A 16937-nucleotide genomic window follows, 5' to 3' on the forward strand; every position below is an offset into this window, starting at 1 on the left:
GCTGGTTTAAATCATTAAGCCAGCCCCTTTTTAAATAATTGTGTACAAATACACAGCCACCCACTCACTAACATTATTTCCACAAGAAATTAGAAATAAAGCGCATAGACTTTATACCACTTGGTTTAAAAGTAAGTGAGTAAAGTTTGGTAATATTTATTGCTGCTGATTAGCTCATTATGGTTGCCTTCTGCGATAATATTGCCATGCTCCATGACAACAATTTTATCCATTCTTTTTAACGCAAAGGGCTTATGAGTGACCAAAATCAAGCTTTGTTGACACTGCTCTACGTGAGTCAATAAGTTATTCATAACAAGCTCTTCGTTGCTGCGGTCTAGCCCTTTGGTTGGTTCATCTAATACTAATACCTCGGCGGCCCTCAATTGTAGTTGCGCCAGTTGCAGTCGTTGCGCTTGTCCCCCCGATAAACCTGTCCCTGTAGAACCTAACCAAGTATTAAGCCCATCAGGAAGACTATCGAAAAACTCAAGTAAATTGACATCCTGACACACTCTGCGCATTTCATCTTCGGTTGCATTTGGTTTAGCTAACCGTAAATTGTCAGAAATACTTGCATCAAAAATATGTCCGTGTTGCTTCATTAAAGCAACATGTTGTCGCAATGACTCAAGCTTAATTTCACTTAACGCAACACCCGCTATTGAAATCGAACCGTTAGTTTCTGCCGAAATTAAACCTGTAGACGAAGCACTCGAGATAACATTCTCTACTCTCCCTATTGGCCAAAATCCCATCAACAAACTGACTAACGTCGACTTTCCTGAACCACTAGCGCCAACAATAGCGACTTTTTCCCCTTGTTTAATAGACAAATTAATATCCCTTAAGCACGGCTTGACCTGTTCAGGATAAGAGAAAGTTAGGGCATCAAATTGAATATCCCCTCTTTGCACATTCTTTTCACCCACCATAATTGGTTTTTCTTTATCTACGATTGAAAAAAGCCTATCAGCGCTAGCCAAACTTTGGGGCAGTGTTTGTAATGCAAGTGGCAAATTACTTACGGTTTCAAAACTAACCAAGGCAAGCAAAATAATTGCTACCAGCGATTTGCTGTCGATTTCACCGGTTGCCAACTTTGGTATTAAAATAAGCAAGCAAAACAACGCTGATAGGTGGATTAATAGAAAAGTAAGTGAATTTAAGCCCGCGTTAATTTTTATTAACTTAAGTCTGATCCCATAATACTGCTCGGTAAGACTTACAATTGTCTCCTGGTAACTTTTGTCAACTTGGTAAACTAATAATGTTCTAATTGCCCCAACACCATTCACTAGGCTTTCAGTAAGTTTGCCTTCCAATAGTGTTTTTTGTAGAGATAAGGTCACCGACGCAAAATAGCTCAAGAGCGGCAAAACAATTGCGACAACTAACAATGCCGTCAACATAAGCCAGGCAATTTGCGTTGAAAATTGCAACAACGCAAAATAGACAATTGGTACTGAAATTAATGCGACAAATATAGGCAATAATACTCGAAGATAGAAGTTATCTAGATTGTCGATATCCTGTTGTAAACGAGCCAATAGATCGCCAGAACGCAAATCAATTTGGTAATAAGGTAATAATGGTTCAAGTTGCTGATAAAAATAATGGCGCATATGGGCCAATGCGTTAAAAGTTGCACGGTGCGTTAACATTCGTTCCGCGTAACGGCCAGCGGTCCTTACAATTGCCAAAAATCGAATAACTGCCGCTGGAGTGAAGTAGTTCACACTCCCTCCGGTTATTCCCGCTATGGCCATTAAGGTAATAAACCAACCCGAGATAGCGAGCAGACTAATGTTTGCCAATACTGTAATAACAGATAAGAACGCCCCTACCAACATTAAAGGAAGTTGAGGTTTGAGCAGGGTTATTAAGCGGAAAAAGACTTTCATTATCTTATCTGCCTTGCGTAATAACTATTAAGCTCGACTAACTGTTGATGCGTACCAGTTTCAATAACCTTGCCTTGGTCAAGAACAATAATATTCTTAGCACGAATGATGGTATGCAGACGATGGGCAATAACAATGACAAGGTGCTCTTGAGCATAGTCATGTATTGATTCGGTAATTATTTGTTCAGTTTGTTGATCAAGGTTACTGGTTGGCTCATCCAGTATTAACACTTCCGGCTGGTGATAAAAAACACGCGCCAAAGCTAACCGTTGAATTTGTCCACCAGACAACCCTGCCCCCGCTTCACCGAATTGTGTATCGATGCCATTTTCCAAAGTCGTCAAAAATGCCCCGAACCCTGCTTTTCCAAGTGCGTTATGGATCTGTTCTACTTGATAAACCTCAGACAATGCGACATTAAAGGCTAATGAACCATGAAACACATCTGCCTGTTGCGAAATCCAACCACAGTGCTGTAACCAACTATCGCGGTTTGCCAATGACAGGGGAATATTATTAATAATTATCTGCCCTGAACTTGGTTGAATAAAGCCTAAAATCATGTCTATTAACGTTGATTTTCCTGAGCCACTATCGCCAATCACCGCATACAAACCTTGAGAAGCAAAAACCGTATTAATGTTTGTTAATGCGTTATTCCGCTTTGTGTAAGCAAAATTGGCATCGATTATCTGAATGTCAAAAGGCGGACAAAACAACACTGAGTCACTTTTTTCAACTGCTGGTTCGTTAAGTAACTCTACAAGATCTTCAGCTGCGGTTACGCCGGCCATTTTCGAATGATACTGCGTGCCGAGCTGTCTAAAAGGTAGATAAAATTCTGGGGCAAGCAATAACACCCATAAGGCAAGCACATAATCAACGTCGCCGTAATACAATCGAAATCCTAAGACAACTGCGACAAGCGCTATCGAAATTGACGCAAGGAATTCCAAGACAAATGAAGAGAGAAATGCGATTTTGAGTATGCCCATGGTTTCATCGCCATAGTCATCACTAATTTTTTTTACCGCGTCAATTTCCCTGCGAGAAGCATTGAATATCTTTAGTTGCGTTAACCCCTGAATAATATCAAGAAAATGGCTACTCATGCGTTGCAATTTTGCCCAATATTGCTGATTTAAACGCTGCGCTTTATGACCGATAAGGATCATAAAAAACGGTACCATAGGTGCGGTCAGTAACAAGATTAAACCTGATTGCCAATCAATAGGAAATACAGCAACAAGGATCGCTAGTGGAATGACAGCACAGTAGGCAATAACAGGTAAATAACCGGCAAAATAATCTTCTAGTGAATCAATCCCTCTATTTAGTAATGTCGCTAGTTTTGCACTACCTTTGGTTTGTGTATAAGTCGGTCCAAGTTGAAAAAGACGCTGTAACAATCGAGCCCGAATATTTGCTTTAATAGACATCGCACCTTGGCGACTATAACATTCACTAAAGTAGCCCAATGCAGCACGAATAATTATAATAAAAATGAGCGCACCACAGATCTGAGGCAAGGTAAATGTCTCATCTCCTTCAATTGAAAATATTGAGATATCAATTAAATAAGCCAATATTGCGGTTTGCACGATCATTAACAAACCGTTTAATGCCCCTAAGGCAACGGCTCGGCTTATTCTCCCTCCGTCGTGTACTTTTTGAGATTTGAGCCAGCTATTAACGTCGTTCTTTTGTAGTTCAATTTTTTGTTTCATATCACTCATTTTATTTCATTAAAACCGAACTCTGGCTCATATATCTCATCACTAAAAGCAAATTGTATTATTTGGGGTTGTTGTTTTGATCATCGGCAACATTGTCTATATGTTGCTCCATTTCGTACCACATAACATTAATTATGCCTAAAGAAACGGCAAGTAAAACGCCCAGAATCCAACTAAAATACCACATGATTTATTCCTCTAATTTTGCGTAAAAGTATATCGATACAGCTAATATGCTGAGTGGCTATTCTGCTCAATTTCTTCAATAGTTACCGTACGCCACATTTTTTTGTAACACCAAAATGTATAACCGATAATAATTGGCGTAAAGACCGCCACGACCATTAGCATTAATCCCAATGTGCCTTCACTTGAAACGGTATCCCACATAAGCAAGCTGTGATTCGGCTGGCTACTCGATGGCATTACAAATGGAAACATTGAAATACCCGCGGTTAAAATAATGCTCGCAATTGACAACGCACTCGCGAGTAAAGACGCGGTTTTTACAGAGCCACTTTTGTTTTTGATCCCCAACAACATTGCGACAACTAACGGCATGAAAATACCTAGCAATGGCACTAACCATAATAATGGGGTTTGTATAAAGTTTGCTAACCAAACACCTGAACCAGTGCTAACTTCTTTAATAGTAGGTTGCGCTTGACCCATCTTATCGATATTACTAATAACAGAATAACCATCAATACTTTGCCAAACCATCACACCAGCAAGTGCAAAAGTGATCGCTAAAACCACTGCCACTACTCGGCCAATATTTGCCGAACGCTGCGCAACATCGGCATCTGTTCTTAATACAAGCCATGTTGAGCCGTGCATCAACATCATACATACGCTGACCACACCCGTTAGCAATGTAAAAGGGGTGAATAAAGCAAAAAATGAACCTGTGTATGTAACACGCATTAACGAATCGAAACCAAAAGGTACGCCTTGTAGTAAATTACCAAATGCGACGCCAAACACTAACGGTGGGACCATAGAGCCAACAAATAGTGCTTTGTCCCAGTTAGTTCGCCATTTTTCAGACTCGATTTTACTTCGATAATCAAATGCTAAAGGCCTTAAAAACAAACTAAATAAAGTCAACATCATTGCAAAGTAAAAGCCACTAAATGCCGTGGCGTATACCAAGGGCCATGCTGCAAAAAGAGACGCGCCAGCGGTGATCAGCCAAACCTGGTTACCATCCCAATGCGCACCTACCGTATTGATAACAACGCGACTTTCAACATCCTTTTTAGCGACAAAAGGAAGCAAACCGCCGACTCCCATGTCCATACCATCGGTAACTGCAAAACCGATAAAAAGGAAACCAATTAGACCCCACCAAATAAATTTTAATGCTTCATAATCAAACATATTTTGCCCCTTAATAATTCTGGCTGCGAAGACCAGAAGCTAACTCTGGTGTTTGTTCAAAATGATAACGTCCGGTATGAAGTGAGCTTGGACCAAGTCGAGCAAACTTAATCATTAAGTACATCTCAATAATAAACAAAATGGTATAAACAACGATAAACGCAATGAGAGAAAACAGCACATCTCCAACTGCTAAATTAGACGTTGATAAAAAGGTCGGTAACACTTCACTGATGGCCCAAGGTTGACGACCAAATTCAGCAACAAACCAACCGGTTTCTATCGCAATCCATGGTAATGGCAAAGCGACAAACAATGATTTTAATAACCATCGCTTACTTTCAATTTCACGACGAGCGTTAAAGTAAAAGGCCAATATAAATAGAATTAACATGACAACTCCGGCACCAACCATAATTCTGAAAGCCCAGAAAACGGGCGCAACTGGGGGAGTCGAATCTTTAACAGCCAATTTAATTTGTGCCTCTGTCGCATCAACAACATTGTCGGTATAGCGCTTAAGTAACAAGCCATAGCCAAGGTCGTGTTTAGTTTCATTAAACCGAGCAAGGTTTTCAGGAGTTTCTTCACCATTTCTTAATTTGGTTAGATATTCATAGGCGATCATACCGTTACGAATTCTTGGTTCATGCGCCTTTTGTAAATCACGTAAACCAATTACCTCTTCATCTAAAGATCGAGTTGCGATTATTCCCAGCGCGTATGGGATTTTTACCGCATAATGGGTTTCCATGGCTTCATCATCTGGCAATCCTATTAAAGTGAACGCGGCAGGCGCAGGCTCGGTGTGATACTCAGCTTCAATTGCAGCAAGTTTGACTTTTTGAACCTCACCAGTTTCATAGCCCGATTCGTCACCAAGAAGAATGACAGAAAAAATGGCAGCTAAACCAAAACCAGCCCCTACAGAAAATGAGCGCTTAGCAAAAGCAATATCTCTTCCTTTAAGCAGGTAATAACTACTGATACTCAATACAAACATGGAACCAGCTACATAACCGGCTGCGACGGTATGGATGAACTTAACCTGTGCAACCGGGTTAAAAATAATCTCGCTAAAACTGACTAACTCCATTCTCATTGTCATGTAATTAAATTCACTTCCTACTGGATTTTGCATCCAGCCGTTGGCAATAAGTATCCACAAAGCTGAAAGGTTCGTTCCTAATGCCATTAAGAATGTGCCCATCAAATGTTGTCGTTTGCTCAATCGATCCCACCCTAAAAAGAACATACCGACAAAGGTTGATTCTAGGAAAAATGCCATCAACCCTTCGATAGCTAACGGCGCACCAAAAACATCCCCCACGTAATGCGAATAATAAGACCAGTTAGTGCCAAATTCGAACTCCATGGTAAGGCCGGTTGCGACACCAATGGCAAAGTTTATTCCAAATAATTTGCCCCAAAACTTGGTCATATCGCGGTAAATTTCACGGCCCGTCATGACATAAACGGACTCCATGATAAATAAAATCCACGTTAAGCCGAGTGTCAAAGGAACAAACAAAAAATGGAATAACGCAGTAACAGCAAACTGCCACCGAGATAGTTCTACTAAAGTTTCATTTATCATGTTAATTGCTCTCGTGATTACTTTGTAAGTGATAAGTATTTGCGGTGAACTAGATTGTTCCAAATTTAACGACTAGTCAGGTAAGTTCTGTTGGCCACTTTACTTTTTATCAATTCATTAAAAAGCCTTTCATACTTTAAAAGTAGTTAAACAGTTACGTAGTTACAATGTTCTTTGTTGTAAATATAGCAATGACAATGCCAACACAGAAAAAAAACTTAAGTGTCTAAATTAAAACAATAAAATAATAAAAATATCAAAAAACACTTTCACTTGTGACATAAATGTCATTTAATGTCATGCATCAATGTCATTTTTGACATAAACTAATAAGCGACGTGTAAATGGTTCATCAAACAATCCAAGCTATTATCGAATCGATTGAAAAGCCTGCAATTTTCATCACTCCGAATTATGCAATTGAAGCGGTAAACCAAGCTTATCGAGACACTTATTCACGTCCCGTTTTGTTAGGGAAAAGTAAATGTCATGAGGTCTCACACAATTCACCTAAACCTTGTGATCAAAATGGCGAGTCGTGCCCTTTATCTGCATGTAAAGAAACCAATAAAAACAATTCTGCACTTCACATTCATAAAACAGATTCCGGTGATGCTTATTGCAATATTCTGATGAAGCCAGTAAAGGATAACGATGAGGTAATTATTGGATTTTTAGAAATACTTGAAAAAATAGATTTTGCTAGCAGTTACAGTAGTGACCGTAAATTAATAGGTAAAAGTGAACCATTTCAACGACTTCTAAAAATGATCTCCCGCAGTGCTCATAGCGATATAAGTGTATTGCTACAAGGTGAAACAGGAACCGGTAAAGAGCTCGCGGCACTATCAATACATCAAGCCAGTACCCGAGCAAATAGACCGTTTATTGAAGTCGAATGCACTGGACTGAGCGAAGCACTATTTGAATCCGAATTATTTGGCCATGAAAAAGGCGCATTTACAGGCGCGATTAGCGGCAAAAAAGGGTTGGTATGCATGGCTAATGGAGGTACCTTATTTTTAGATGAAATTGGCGATATTCCACATAATCTTCAAGTGAAATTATTACGTTTACTTGAAACAGGTTACTACCGACGAGTCGGCAGTGTTGAAAAACAAAAAGCAAATTTTAGATTGATTTGTGCAAGCCATAAAAATATAGAAAAAATGGTCGAAAAAGGCGAGTTTAGGGAAGATCTATACTATCGAATTGATGCTTTCCCTATTCGCTTACCCACTTTAAAAGAAAGGAAGTCTGATATTGGGCTATTAGCAGAACACCTGTTATTAAAAAGTGAATTTTCATCAAAAACATTTACAGCCGAAGCATTAAATGCACTTTCTTGTTATCACTACCCTGGTAATGTCCGAGAGTTGAAAAACATTGTGCATAGAAGTGCTCTATTAAGTGATGATGAACTTATCGGTATCGAACATTTGCCCCAAAAGATCAGCGCACTGCTAAACGTTAAAAAACAACCTAACAACCTGAAAGAAAATGAAAAAACTCACATAATCAATCTACTCAATCAATATGGAAACGACCCAAAAACCATTGCTGATAACTTGGAGGTCAGTGTCAGAACTTTGTATCGAAAGCTACATAAACACCAAATCAATATCCAAGAATTTAGGGTGGGTAAATACGAATAAGCAACACGAAGACGCGCCAACAAAGCCTCAACAGTTTACATTTCAAACCTTGAATACCGGTAAACTGCAGTGTCTAACCAAATAACAGAGCAGCCGCTATTGTAATGCAGACAATGCTTTGCCTTTATTTTATTCTTACATCGCCATTGCTTTATGCTCCCTCCACCGCATATTCGCTCTCGAGTTTGCTGTAACCGATGCCAGCCGCTTTGATGACTTTGATTTGGGTTGGTATGCGCTCTTTAAGCGCAGCGACGTGGGATATAACACCTACCATGCGGCCACCAGCTTGTAGGTTATCAAGCGCATTTAGGGCAACATCTAATGTATCTGGGTCGAGTGTGCCAAAACCTTCGTCCAAGAACAGAGATTCAATGCTGGTTTTGTCACTGACTAAGTCTGATAAGCCAAGGGCCAAAGCGAGACTGACCAAGAAGCTCTCGCCACCTGACAGTGTTCTGATATCTCGCTCTTCGTCCGCTTGCCAAGAGTCGACAATTGTCAAACCTAAGTTGTCTTTTTCGTGACGCTTGAGCAAGTACCGTCCGTCGAGTGACGACAGATGGTGATTTGCCAAATGCACTAAATGCCCTAACGTTAAACCCTGCGCAAACTTTTTAAATTTGGCACCATCAGACGATCCAATTAAACTGTTGAGTTGATCCCAATGACTTAGTTCTTTGGCCTTTATTTCAATTTCTTCAATCACGAGTTGGTGACGTTCACGTTGTTTTTTATCAGTTTCTAACTTTTGTTCTATAGAGCCGGTTGCTCTTTGTTTTTCTTCAAGTTCAGTCGATAACGTGGTAATCAATACGTCTAATTCACTAACCGTCAATTGTGTTTTATCAAGAGCGGTTAAGTTACTCAGTTTATTTTTGGCATTGCTAAGTGCTTCAGTGATTTGCGTTTGCTGAGTTGTTAAACGTTCCTTTAAGGCAACTAACTGTTCAAATTCATCTGTGGTCACTCGGCAAACGAGATAGTCATCAATGGTTGAATATGGGCTTTGTTCGATAGCTTGGTTTAATAACACATTTGCGTCATTAAGCTCACTTTCAGTATATTTAATCGTACTGGTTTTTGATTCAATTTCACCAGAAATTCCAGACACTTGCTCTTTTATTTTTGATAAAAACTGCTCAGTGTTTCGTTGAATTTCTAACAACTCAAACAGGGTCGTATTTGATTGTTGACGCTCAAGATTAACTTGTTTGTCGGCAAATAACTCAGCGCGTTTATCCAGTTCAGTTTGTAGTTCATCAAGTCTTTGTTTAATCCGCTTTTCTAATTGCGATTTTGAACTGTGGTGTTTGGCAATTTGGTTTTTGTCGCTCAGTAGTTTTTCCGTTTTTAGTTCAACGTTTTGAGCCAATTGGCCAAGCTCGCGGTCAAATGCCATAAACCGCTCATTTGCCTTTTCCAACTCAGCCATAAAGGTCGTATACGCCGTTGTTGCTGGCATATGTCGACCGATACTTGTTAACTGCGTCGTTAACGCTAGTTCAGCTTTTTGTCGGTTTGCAGAGATAGTCTCAAGAAGTTGGTGACCTTCATTGATCCGTAACTCAATATGAGCAATATCTTGATTAAGTTTGGCAACCTGTTGATTGTTTAATTCTATTGCTTTATTGCTTGTTAAAAGCGCTTCTTTCTCGACCATCAATTGCCTTTTAATTTCGGCAATATTCTCTGACTTTAATTTAAGATTTTGCTTTTCTGCTTTAATAGAGGCTAACCATTGATCAACATGGCTTTTATCGGTAATCGATAAATCCTGAGCAATATGTTTATTGCTCTCAGCCCAACTCCTTTCAATCACCAAAAGCTCAGTATTAATTGCCGTAACGGTTTTAGTATTTTGTTCAATAATGGTCGTATCGGCAACGATTTTGCTCGTTAAAACCGCTTCGTCTTTGCGATAATCCTCAAGTACAATTTCAGCGCCGTGGATTTCTATTTCAAGCTGACTGCTTTTGGTGTCGATGTTTTGTGTTGCAAACGGGTGTTCTTCAGCGCCGCAAAGTGGGCAAGGCTCGCCTTCAATTAATCGAGTACGAATCTCATCTAAGCTTTCAATATCAGCCACCAGTAATTGCCGTTTATTGAGTTGCGACAATATGAGTTTTTGATTTTCTTGTTTGGTTAAACACTGTGCTTTTAACTCGTTTAACCCAGCGATAGACTCCTGCAATTGCTTACTTTGCAATTCTAAAGTTTCACGTTTTTGGCTCAAGTTATCGTGCTGCTGCGCATCATTTTCTATGGAAACCGCCAAAGTGGCCTGCTCATTTACTTTTTCATAAACAAGTGCCCATTGCTGCTCAGACTGCCCGTTTAAGGCGGTATCTAATTTAGCACTAGTATCACTAATTTGACGCTCTTGTTTGGCAATTTCATCCAACTCAATTTTTTGAGCCTGTTTGGCATGGCTTAATTGTTGTTGTAATTGCTCTTGCTGGAATTGTAAATCAGCAACTTTTGTATCAGTGGATTTTGCGCTTTCGAGTATTTGGCCGTAATTTAAAAACTGGGTTTTTAAATCTGGAATGACCGACGACAGCGCTCTATCCTGGGCATTTTCTTGTAAAAACTCGCTTAATTCTTTAACTTTTCTGTTCGCAAGTTCAATATCCTGTTCGGTGGCTTCAATGTCTTTTTCAATTATCGTAATTGACGCCTCTATATCCGCTAATTGATTTTGCTCATTGGTGATATTGGTTTGTTTCTCCGCTATCTTTTTATCGAGCGGAATGACCTTTTGGTCAATGAGTTCTTCGAGTTGTTTATGCTGGTTGAATTGAGTTTCATAATCTTTTTTCGCCGTAACGTTATGATTTTCAGCCACCTCTAACTGTTCAACTAGTTGTTGTTTTTTAACACTCAAGTTGGCGAGTTGTGTATTTTGTTCATCAAGCTCTAACTGCGCTTTACGACAACTTTCATAAAGCGGGGTTATCTTTTGCGCAGGTGCTGCTTTTGCCAGTTGTTCTAACTCAGGCAACGCCTGGTTTTTTTCGACTTCAAACTCAGTCTGCCTTGCCACTGCGGTTTTGATTTCAACCTGACAATCTGATATTTGAGTTAACCACTGTTGCTCTTCATTATGGTTTTTTAGTTGCGTCTTTAATCGCTGAACCTGTTCGTTTTGCGTTTTTAACGCATCGACTAAACGCTGTTTTTCTTCTTCCTCGATAAAATCAATCACCTCAAGTTTGTCAGTTAACGACTTAACCGCTGCCTTGTGCTCTTTTTGATGTTCATAAACAGTTTGCGAGATCTGTTGATAAACCTCCGTTCCCGTTAACTGCTCTAATAATGTTGCACGTTCATTTTCCTTCGCCGATAAAAAGGCGTCAAATCCGCCTTGAGCAAGCATCATGGAACGAGTAAAACGGGCAAAATCGAGGCGTGTGATATCTTCAATACTCTTTCTAACCTTAGATAAATGCGTCTCTACGACCTTTTCGCCCTTATCATCGATAAGAGCTAGTTCAGCCTTTGGCCCTTGTAAGTTGCCACCTGGGCTATGTTTTGCGCGTCGTTGTGACCAATTAGCACGATAACGATTGTTATTCACATAAAACTCAACTTCGGCAAAACATTCCGCTGTACCTCGAGTCATCAAGTCATTGTCACTTTGTGACGGTTTTATACGCGGGGTTTCATGATATAACGCCAAACAGATTGCGTCGTAAATTGTTGATTTTCCGGCACCTGTCGACCCCGTAATGGCAAACAACCCATTGTTCACAAATTGTGGTGTGGTTAAATCGATAAACCATTGGCCTTTAAGGGAATTTATATTTTGTAGTCGGATCGATAGAATTTTCATTTCGCCACTCCATTTGAATTACCCACATCGGTTTTTTCACCGGCTAGAACTTCTGCCACAACGGAATCAAATGTGCTGGTCAGTGACGCAATGTCAGCCGGTTCTAGTTGTTCTTGCTCTAAACGCTTTTGGAATACGTCTTTTGGTGTTAACTCACTTAACGATTGTTTGGGCTTTTCACTTTTAAGTTGCGGAGTCGTGGCCTTTTTACGTTTTACTTTGATGATTTCAATTGGTGCGTCGCTGCACATATCCAGTATTTTTTGTTGTAGATCAGAAAGGTAATCGTCCGTGCTTACTTCAACTTCAACCCAGGCTGTGTTGTCGGTTGATGACAACTCTACAGCAATGTTCTGTAACTGATGTTCTATTGAGGTCAGCGAGCCTTCGATTCGATACATGGCTTGGCTTCTCGGGATATAAAGCGGTTCTATGTCTTTTACATTTGCGCCCTCAAACTCAACCATAATAACTTGTTTTTTATGGTTGAGTTCGTCGAAACTTAGCGGTATTGGTGAACCACAATAACGGATATGTTCTTTGCCACTTACCGACATTGGCTTATGAATATGGCCTAGCGCAATATAATCCGCAGGGGGTAACTTATCGGATGGGAACGACTCTAATGTGCCTACGTAAATTTCTCTTACCGACTCAGTCCGAGAACTGGCCAAGGTTGTTAAATGACCCGTGCTAATAATGGGTAGCTCACCACCGAGTTGTTTTCGTTGTTGCTCGGCAATATCGAAAATCGCCATAAAATGACCCGCCATCGCTTGAATAAGCGCTTTTTGCTTTTCGCTGCCCGTTTGCCCAGCAACTGAATCCAAAACATCTTTTGGCCTGATAAAAGGGATCCCACATAAAATGGCCCCCGGCTGTTTTGTATGATCGTTTAGTAGGATCACCTGATCATTAAGATCGGCTTTTACGCCACCAATGACATAAGTGCCAAGGCAACTTAATAACGATTCAGTTTCGTTTAACGTTGCAACTGAGTCATGGTTTCCGCCCAGCACAACCAACTGGCAACCTATTTTGTGCATGCTCACGATAAACTCGTTATAAAGTGTTCTGGCATAACTCGGCGGAGTGCCAGTATCAAAGATGTCCCCCGCGACAATCACTGCGTCTATTTGCTTTTCAGTGACTTGATTTAGCAACCAATTTAAAAATGCTTTATGCTCAGCTTCTCTACTTTTGCCGATAAACCCTTGGCCTAAATGCCAGTCAGAAGTATGAATGATTTTCATATTGGTTGCCCTTTTGTCGATTGTGGTTTTATTGCTTTCGGTTTATTGATTGCTTTCGGCTTTATTGGAAACGTTGATTTAACTTTGCTTTAGCTGTCTTTAACGTGCATTCAGCTGTGTATCTTTGGTTTTCTTTGGTTTTCTCAGCGACGTTATAGCCTTGATATCGTGCTATTTTTAACCCACAAATTTAGAAAACCCAGCTTGGTTTGCATGATGATAACGAGCTTCGCTTCCAATGGAAACCGTTATTACTAGGCACTGTTTTAGAAGGCACGGTTATTAGTAGACACAGTTTATATATTAAAAAAGTGAACATCCCTGTCCCAGTCATCCAAGACTTTCATCATTTCCATATTATCCTTTTCATTAGATTTCCATGTCCATTTTTAGTCCGTGTCATATCCGTTTTGAATCCTTGCAATAATTCAACATCCTTTCCTATGTCCGTGTCTTCTCCATATGCTTCTCCATGTACTTAACTAAAAGCCTTTTGATGCATTTTCCCTATGCCATCGTCCCTGTTGTCTTTTGACGATATAGACTGTACATGTCGCCGATGGCGACAAGCAATAACTGGGAATATATACACGTACAAAAATCAATCATATTGATTACGACCTAAAGCAACACATGCAGAACGCAGAACAAACGCCTTAACGGCACTAAAACTATGTGGCGTTAATGAAGTAAAAATAAGGTGTTAAGGACGAAGAGTGTAAAAATCTGTATTAAATTTGTACATGTACGCAACTAATTAATTTCAGGGATGTACTTCCTCCTCCATTTATTATTAATATGGAGTTACGAAATAACGGAAAACAAATTAACGGATTAATATGCAAGACTCTAATTGGCCATACCGCTACGACCTATTATTACGACTCAGACTTATCGAAGTTGTCGCTATGTGGGAGGGGCGAGTTAACACCAATCATCTGATAAAATATTTCGGCATTAAGCGCCAACAAGCGTCAAACGACATAAAAAAATATCGTGAAGACATTGCTCCTAACAATTTAACCTACGACAAATCGGCAAAAGCGTACACCCCAAGCGCGTCATTTACAGCAGTATTAACAACAGGTAGCGCAGACGAGTACTTGCATTTATTAGAGAGAAACTCCGACCTTAACTTAAGATTTGAACGCCTCGAATTAGGCTTTGGGCACATCCATCAACTGCCTATGCCAAATCGAGCAATTAGCCCGGAAATCCTAAGGCCAATTGTTAAAGCATGTCAGCAAAACTTAAGGATTGAAGTTGATTATCGCTCGATAAATGATCCGCAACCGGATGGCCGTGTTATCGCGCCCCATTCCATTATTTATGCCGCGAATCGCTGGCACGTTCGAGCGTTTTGTGAAAAAAACCAAGGATATCGAGATTTTGTATTAACTCGATTTTTTAACACGCCAGAATTTGAAAGCGGAACAAGTGAACACACCGAAGCATTTGACATCGACTGGAACACAAAGTTAGACGTAAGCCTAGTTCCGGACCCAAGACTTACTCCAAATCAAAAACAGGTAATTGAGCACGATTACGGCATGGAGGAAGGTAAGTTAACTCTTACGGTACGTGCTAGTTTACTTGCATATTTGTTAAAAGCCCTACGAATTGAGGCACACACTGTTCATGCCGATCCAAAAGCACAGCAAATCGTCGTTGAAAACTTTGATAAAATTAAAAATAGGGTGTTTGTTTAATCACTGAACATAACGTTAATGGAAATTTGGCGCTATTTTTAACCTGCGCCAGGTTTTCCCTGCGTCAGGTTTTTTAATCTCATTTTCGCCCAGAAACATTCAAACGTTAAAACGATTAGTTTATATCAATCCTTATAAATAACTCAGGCGATAAATATAGAGATTGATTTAACGTATGCCCCTTATTTATTCTCTTGAGAAGAGCTTGGATGTGTTGATTTAACTTCAACATCAAACGGCTTGGTTTCACTTCCGGCGTATAGACTTAAGTGAGGGAATGGAATTTCAATTCCTTGCTCGTCAAAGGTCTTCTTAATCTCTTGATACATTGTGTTTTTAAGGGCTAAAAAGTTTTCCCTTTTTGCCCAAACTGAAAACTGAATATCAACTGAAGAACTGCCAAATCCCGTTAATATAAACAGCGGTGCTGGCTCTTCTAAGCAAATGACATTTTTTTCAGCAAGCCCAAATAATACGTCACGAACCGTTTCAATGTCTTCCTTATAAGCGATACCAATCTTTAAATCCGCGCGCCTAATTGGAAATTTAGTCAGGGTCGTAACTGGGCTTTTAATCATATTTTCATTTGGAATTCGGACAAATAGATTGTCAAAGGTTCGAATTTTCACTGACAGTAAATCAATTGAAATGACTTCCCCGGTTACATCGCCTACCCTAATAATATCCGCTATTGAGAATGAACGCTCAATCATCAGGAATAATCCGCTGATAAGGTTGGATGCCGAGGTCTGTGACGCAAAACCAATCGCAACGGTCAAGATACCAGCTGCGCCAATCAATAAACTTAAATCTATGCCTATATGTTTTAATGCCGAAACAGCAAACAGCGCCAAAAGCGTATAAAAAACAACTCGCTTTAACAGAAAAAGTGCGTGTTTGGTGATCCTAGCTTCCACAAAAGTTGTAACCGCAGAACTGATCGCTCGGGAAATAAAATAGCCGACGATCAACAACAATAAAGCTTGAACCAACGTATAGAAATAAGAAGACTTTAGCTGTTCAACAAACTCAATAAAAACATCCATAAAATTGTTATCCAAAAAGGTTACTGATACGACGAATTAGCTTGCCTTGATCTGAGGCTTTTCGCGGGTCGCTAATTTGTATATGCTCGCTCGATTCGTTCAAATCACTACTCTCGATGTGCACTTCCACATGAGCAGAGTCATGATTTCTTTCAATCGAAATACCTGACGTCCATAGATTATGTTCCATGTCGCTGTATAAACTTAAGAAATTCACTGGCACGTTAAGTCGATTAATTGTAAATGCTTTATTGTGGTTATTTTTCACCGTAATTGGTGTCGTCGCTCGATGAGAACGCATGACTAAATCCTCTAACCGAGTTCTTGCCGATGTGTATTTTGCGTAGCAAATATCACCGTCTATTGTCGACGCACCAAACCAAGTATCTGATGGACGCCAAAATGGCACGTCAATTAAACATTCTTTCTGTAGTAGCGCGGTAACGCTAAACCAAATAGGTGTTGTAACAAAAAGTTTAACCTTTTCACCAGCAAGGATGGTGACAGGTGATGCAGGCCTTGTCACAACAGACTTATCTGCAAGCCGAGGGGCTACCCTCAAAGTAGTTGCAGTTTGTTTTTCTAAATATCTGCCGGCGACTTTATCGCCATCCAAATCGATATGTTGGCCGTCAGACAGTACAATTTCACTATCTAGCTCGGTTTGGGTTTCAATATTCCAAATTTTCCACTCGTCTACCAAGCGTTGGATCACAAACGATCGTTCGCCAATACTCCAGCTTCTTAGCTCAAGTTCATTAAATGAAAAATCACCCCACCATTGTTCTCGACTCATTTGTCACTCTTAATCTGTAA

General features: G+C 40.0%; 11 protein-coding genes. 2 read left to right on the forward strand and 9 right to left on the reverse strand.

The genetic code is table 11. The features are described from left to right. Positions 1–125 precede the first annotated feature (125 nt). The 5 genes from cydC to KO525_RS10265 are packed head-to-tail and all read right to left on the reverse strand — an operon-like array spanning position 126 to position 6623. On the reverse strand, positions 126–1904 hold the full coding sequence (cydC, locus tag KO525_RS10245; RefSeq protein ID WP_215963709.1) for a thiol reductant ABC exporter subunit CydC: 1779 nt from the start codon (positions 1902–1904) through the stop codon (positions 126–128). Further along, positions 1904–3643, reverse strand: a complete 1740-nt coding sequence (gene cydD / locus KO525_RS10250; RefSeq protein ID WP_252736840.1) for a thiol reductant ABC exporter subunit CydD — start codon at positions 3641–3643, stop codon at positions 1904–1906. Before cydD ends, cydC begins: the two co-directional genes overlap by 1 nt. A 58-nt stretch (positions 3644–3701) precedes the next feature. Next, positions 3702–3830: a cytochrome bd-I oxidase subunit CydX gene (gene cydX, locus KO525_RS10255; RefSeq protein WP_215963710.1), complete on the reverse strand. Its 129-nt coding sequence runs from the start codon at positions 3828–3830 to the stop codon at positions 3702–3704. A gap of 41 nt (positions 3831–3871) precedes the next feature. Beyond that, positions 3872–5026, reverse strand: a complete 1155-nt coding sequence (gene cydB, locus KO525_RS10260) for a cytochrome d ubiquinol oxidase subunit II (RefSeq protein WP_215963711.1) — start codon at positions 5024–5026, stop codon at positions 3872–3874. A 10-nt stretch (positions 5027–5036) separates the two neighbouring features. Further along, positions 5037–6623 carry a cytochrome ubiquinol oxidase subunit I gene (locus tag KO525_RS10265; RefSeq protein WP_215963712.1) on the reverse strand — a complete coding sequence of 529 codons (1587 nt, stop codon included), beginning with the start codon at positions 6621–6623 and terminating at the stop codon, positions 5037–5039. A gap of 344 nt (positions 6624–6967) precedes the next feature. Here KO525_RS10265 and KO525_RS10270 point away from each other — a divergent pair, with 344 nt between their 5' ends. Further along, positions 6968–8278, forward strand: a complete 1311-nt coding sequence (locus tag KO525_RS10270) for a sigma-54-dependent Fis family transcriptional regulator (protein ID WP_215963713.1) — start codon at positions 6968–6970, stop codon at positions 8276–8278. Between the two features lie 151 nt (positions 8279–8429). Here the strand turns inward: KO525_RS10270 and KO525_RS10275 are convergent, their stop codons facing one another. Beyond that, entirely contained in the window at positions 8430–12113 is a 3684-nt protein-coding gene (locus tag KO525_RS10275; RefSeq protein WP_215963714.1) for an AAA family ATPase, read from the reverse strand. After that, positions 12110–13366: an exonuclease subunit SbcD gene (gene sbcD / locus KO525_RS10280; RefSeq protein ID WP_215963715.1), complete on the reverse strand. Its 1257-nt coding sequence runs from the start codon at positions 13364–13366 to the stop codon at positions 12110–12112. Before sbcD ends, KO525_RS10275 begins: the two co-directional genes overlap by 4 nt. Before the next feature lie 839 nt (positions 13367–14205). On the opposite strand from sbcD, the gene KO525_RS10285 reads away from it, so the two are divergent. Then, positions 14206–15075 (forward strand): WYL domain-containing protein, encoded by an 870-nt coding sequence (locus KO525_RS10285; protein WP_215963716.1) that lies wholly within the window; start codon positions 14206–14208, stop codon positions 15073–15075. Between the two features lie 182 nt (positions 15076–15257). On the opposite strand, the gene KO525_RS10290 is transcribed toward KO525_RS10285, so the two are convergent. Both KO525_RS10290 and KO525_RS10295 read right to left on the reverse strand, forming a co-directional pair. Continuing rightward, positions 15258–16121, reverse strand: a complete 864-nt coding sequence (locus KO525_RS10290) for a mechanosensitive ion channel family protein (protein ID WP_215963717.1) — start codon at positions 16119–16121, stop codon at positions 15258–15260. Positions 16122–16128: 7 nt separating this feature from the next. Further along, positions 16129–16917, reverse strand: coding sequence for a hypothetical protein (locus KO525_RS10295; protein ID WP_215963718.1), 789 nt, complete (start codon positions 16915–16917; stop codon positions 16129–16131). Between the last annotated feature and the right edge of the window lie 20 nt (positions 16918–16937).

This window comes from Psychrosphaera sp. B3R10 (genome assembly GCF_018861025.1).
Lineage (GTDB): Bacteria > Pseudomonadota > Gammaproteobacteria > Enterobacterales > Alteromonadaceae > Psychrosphaera > Psychrosphaera algicola.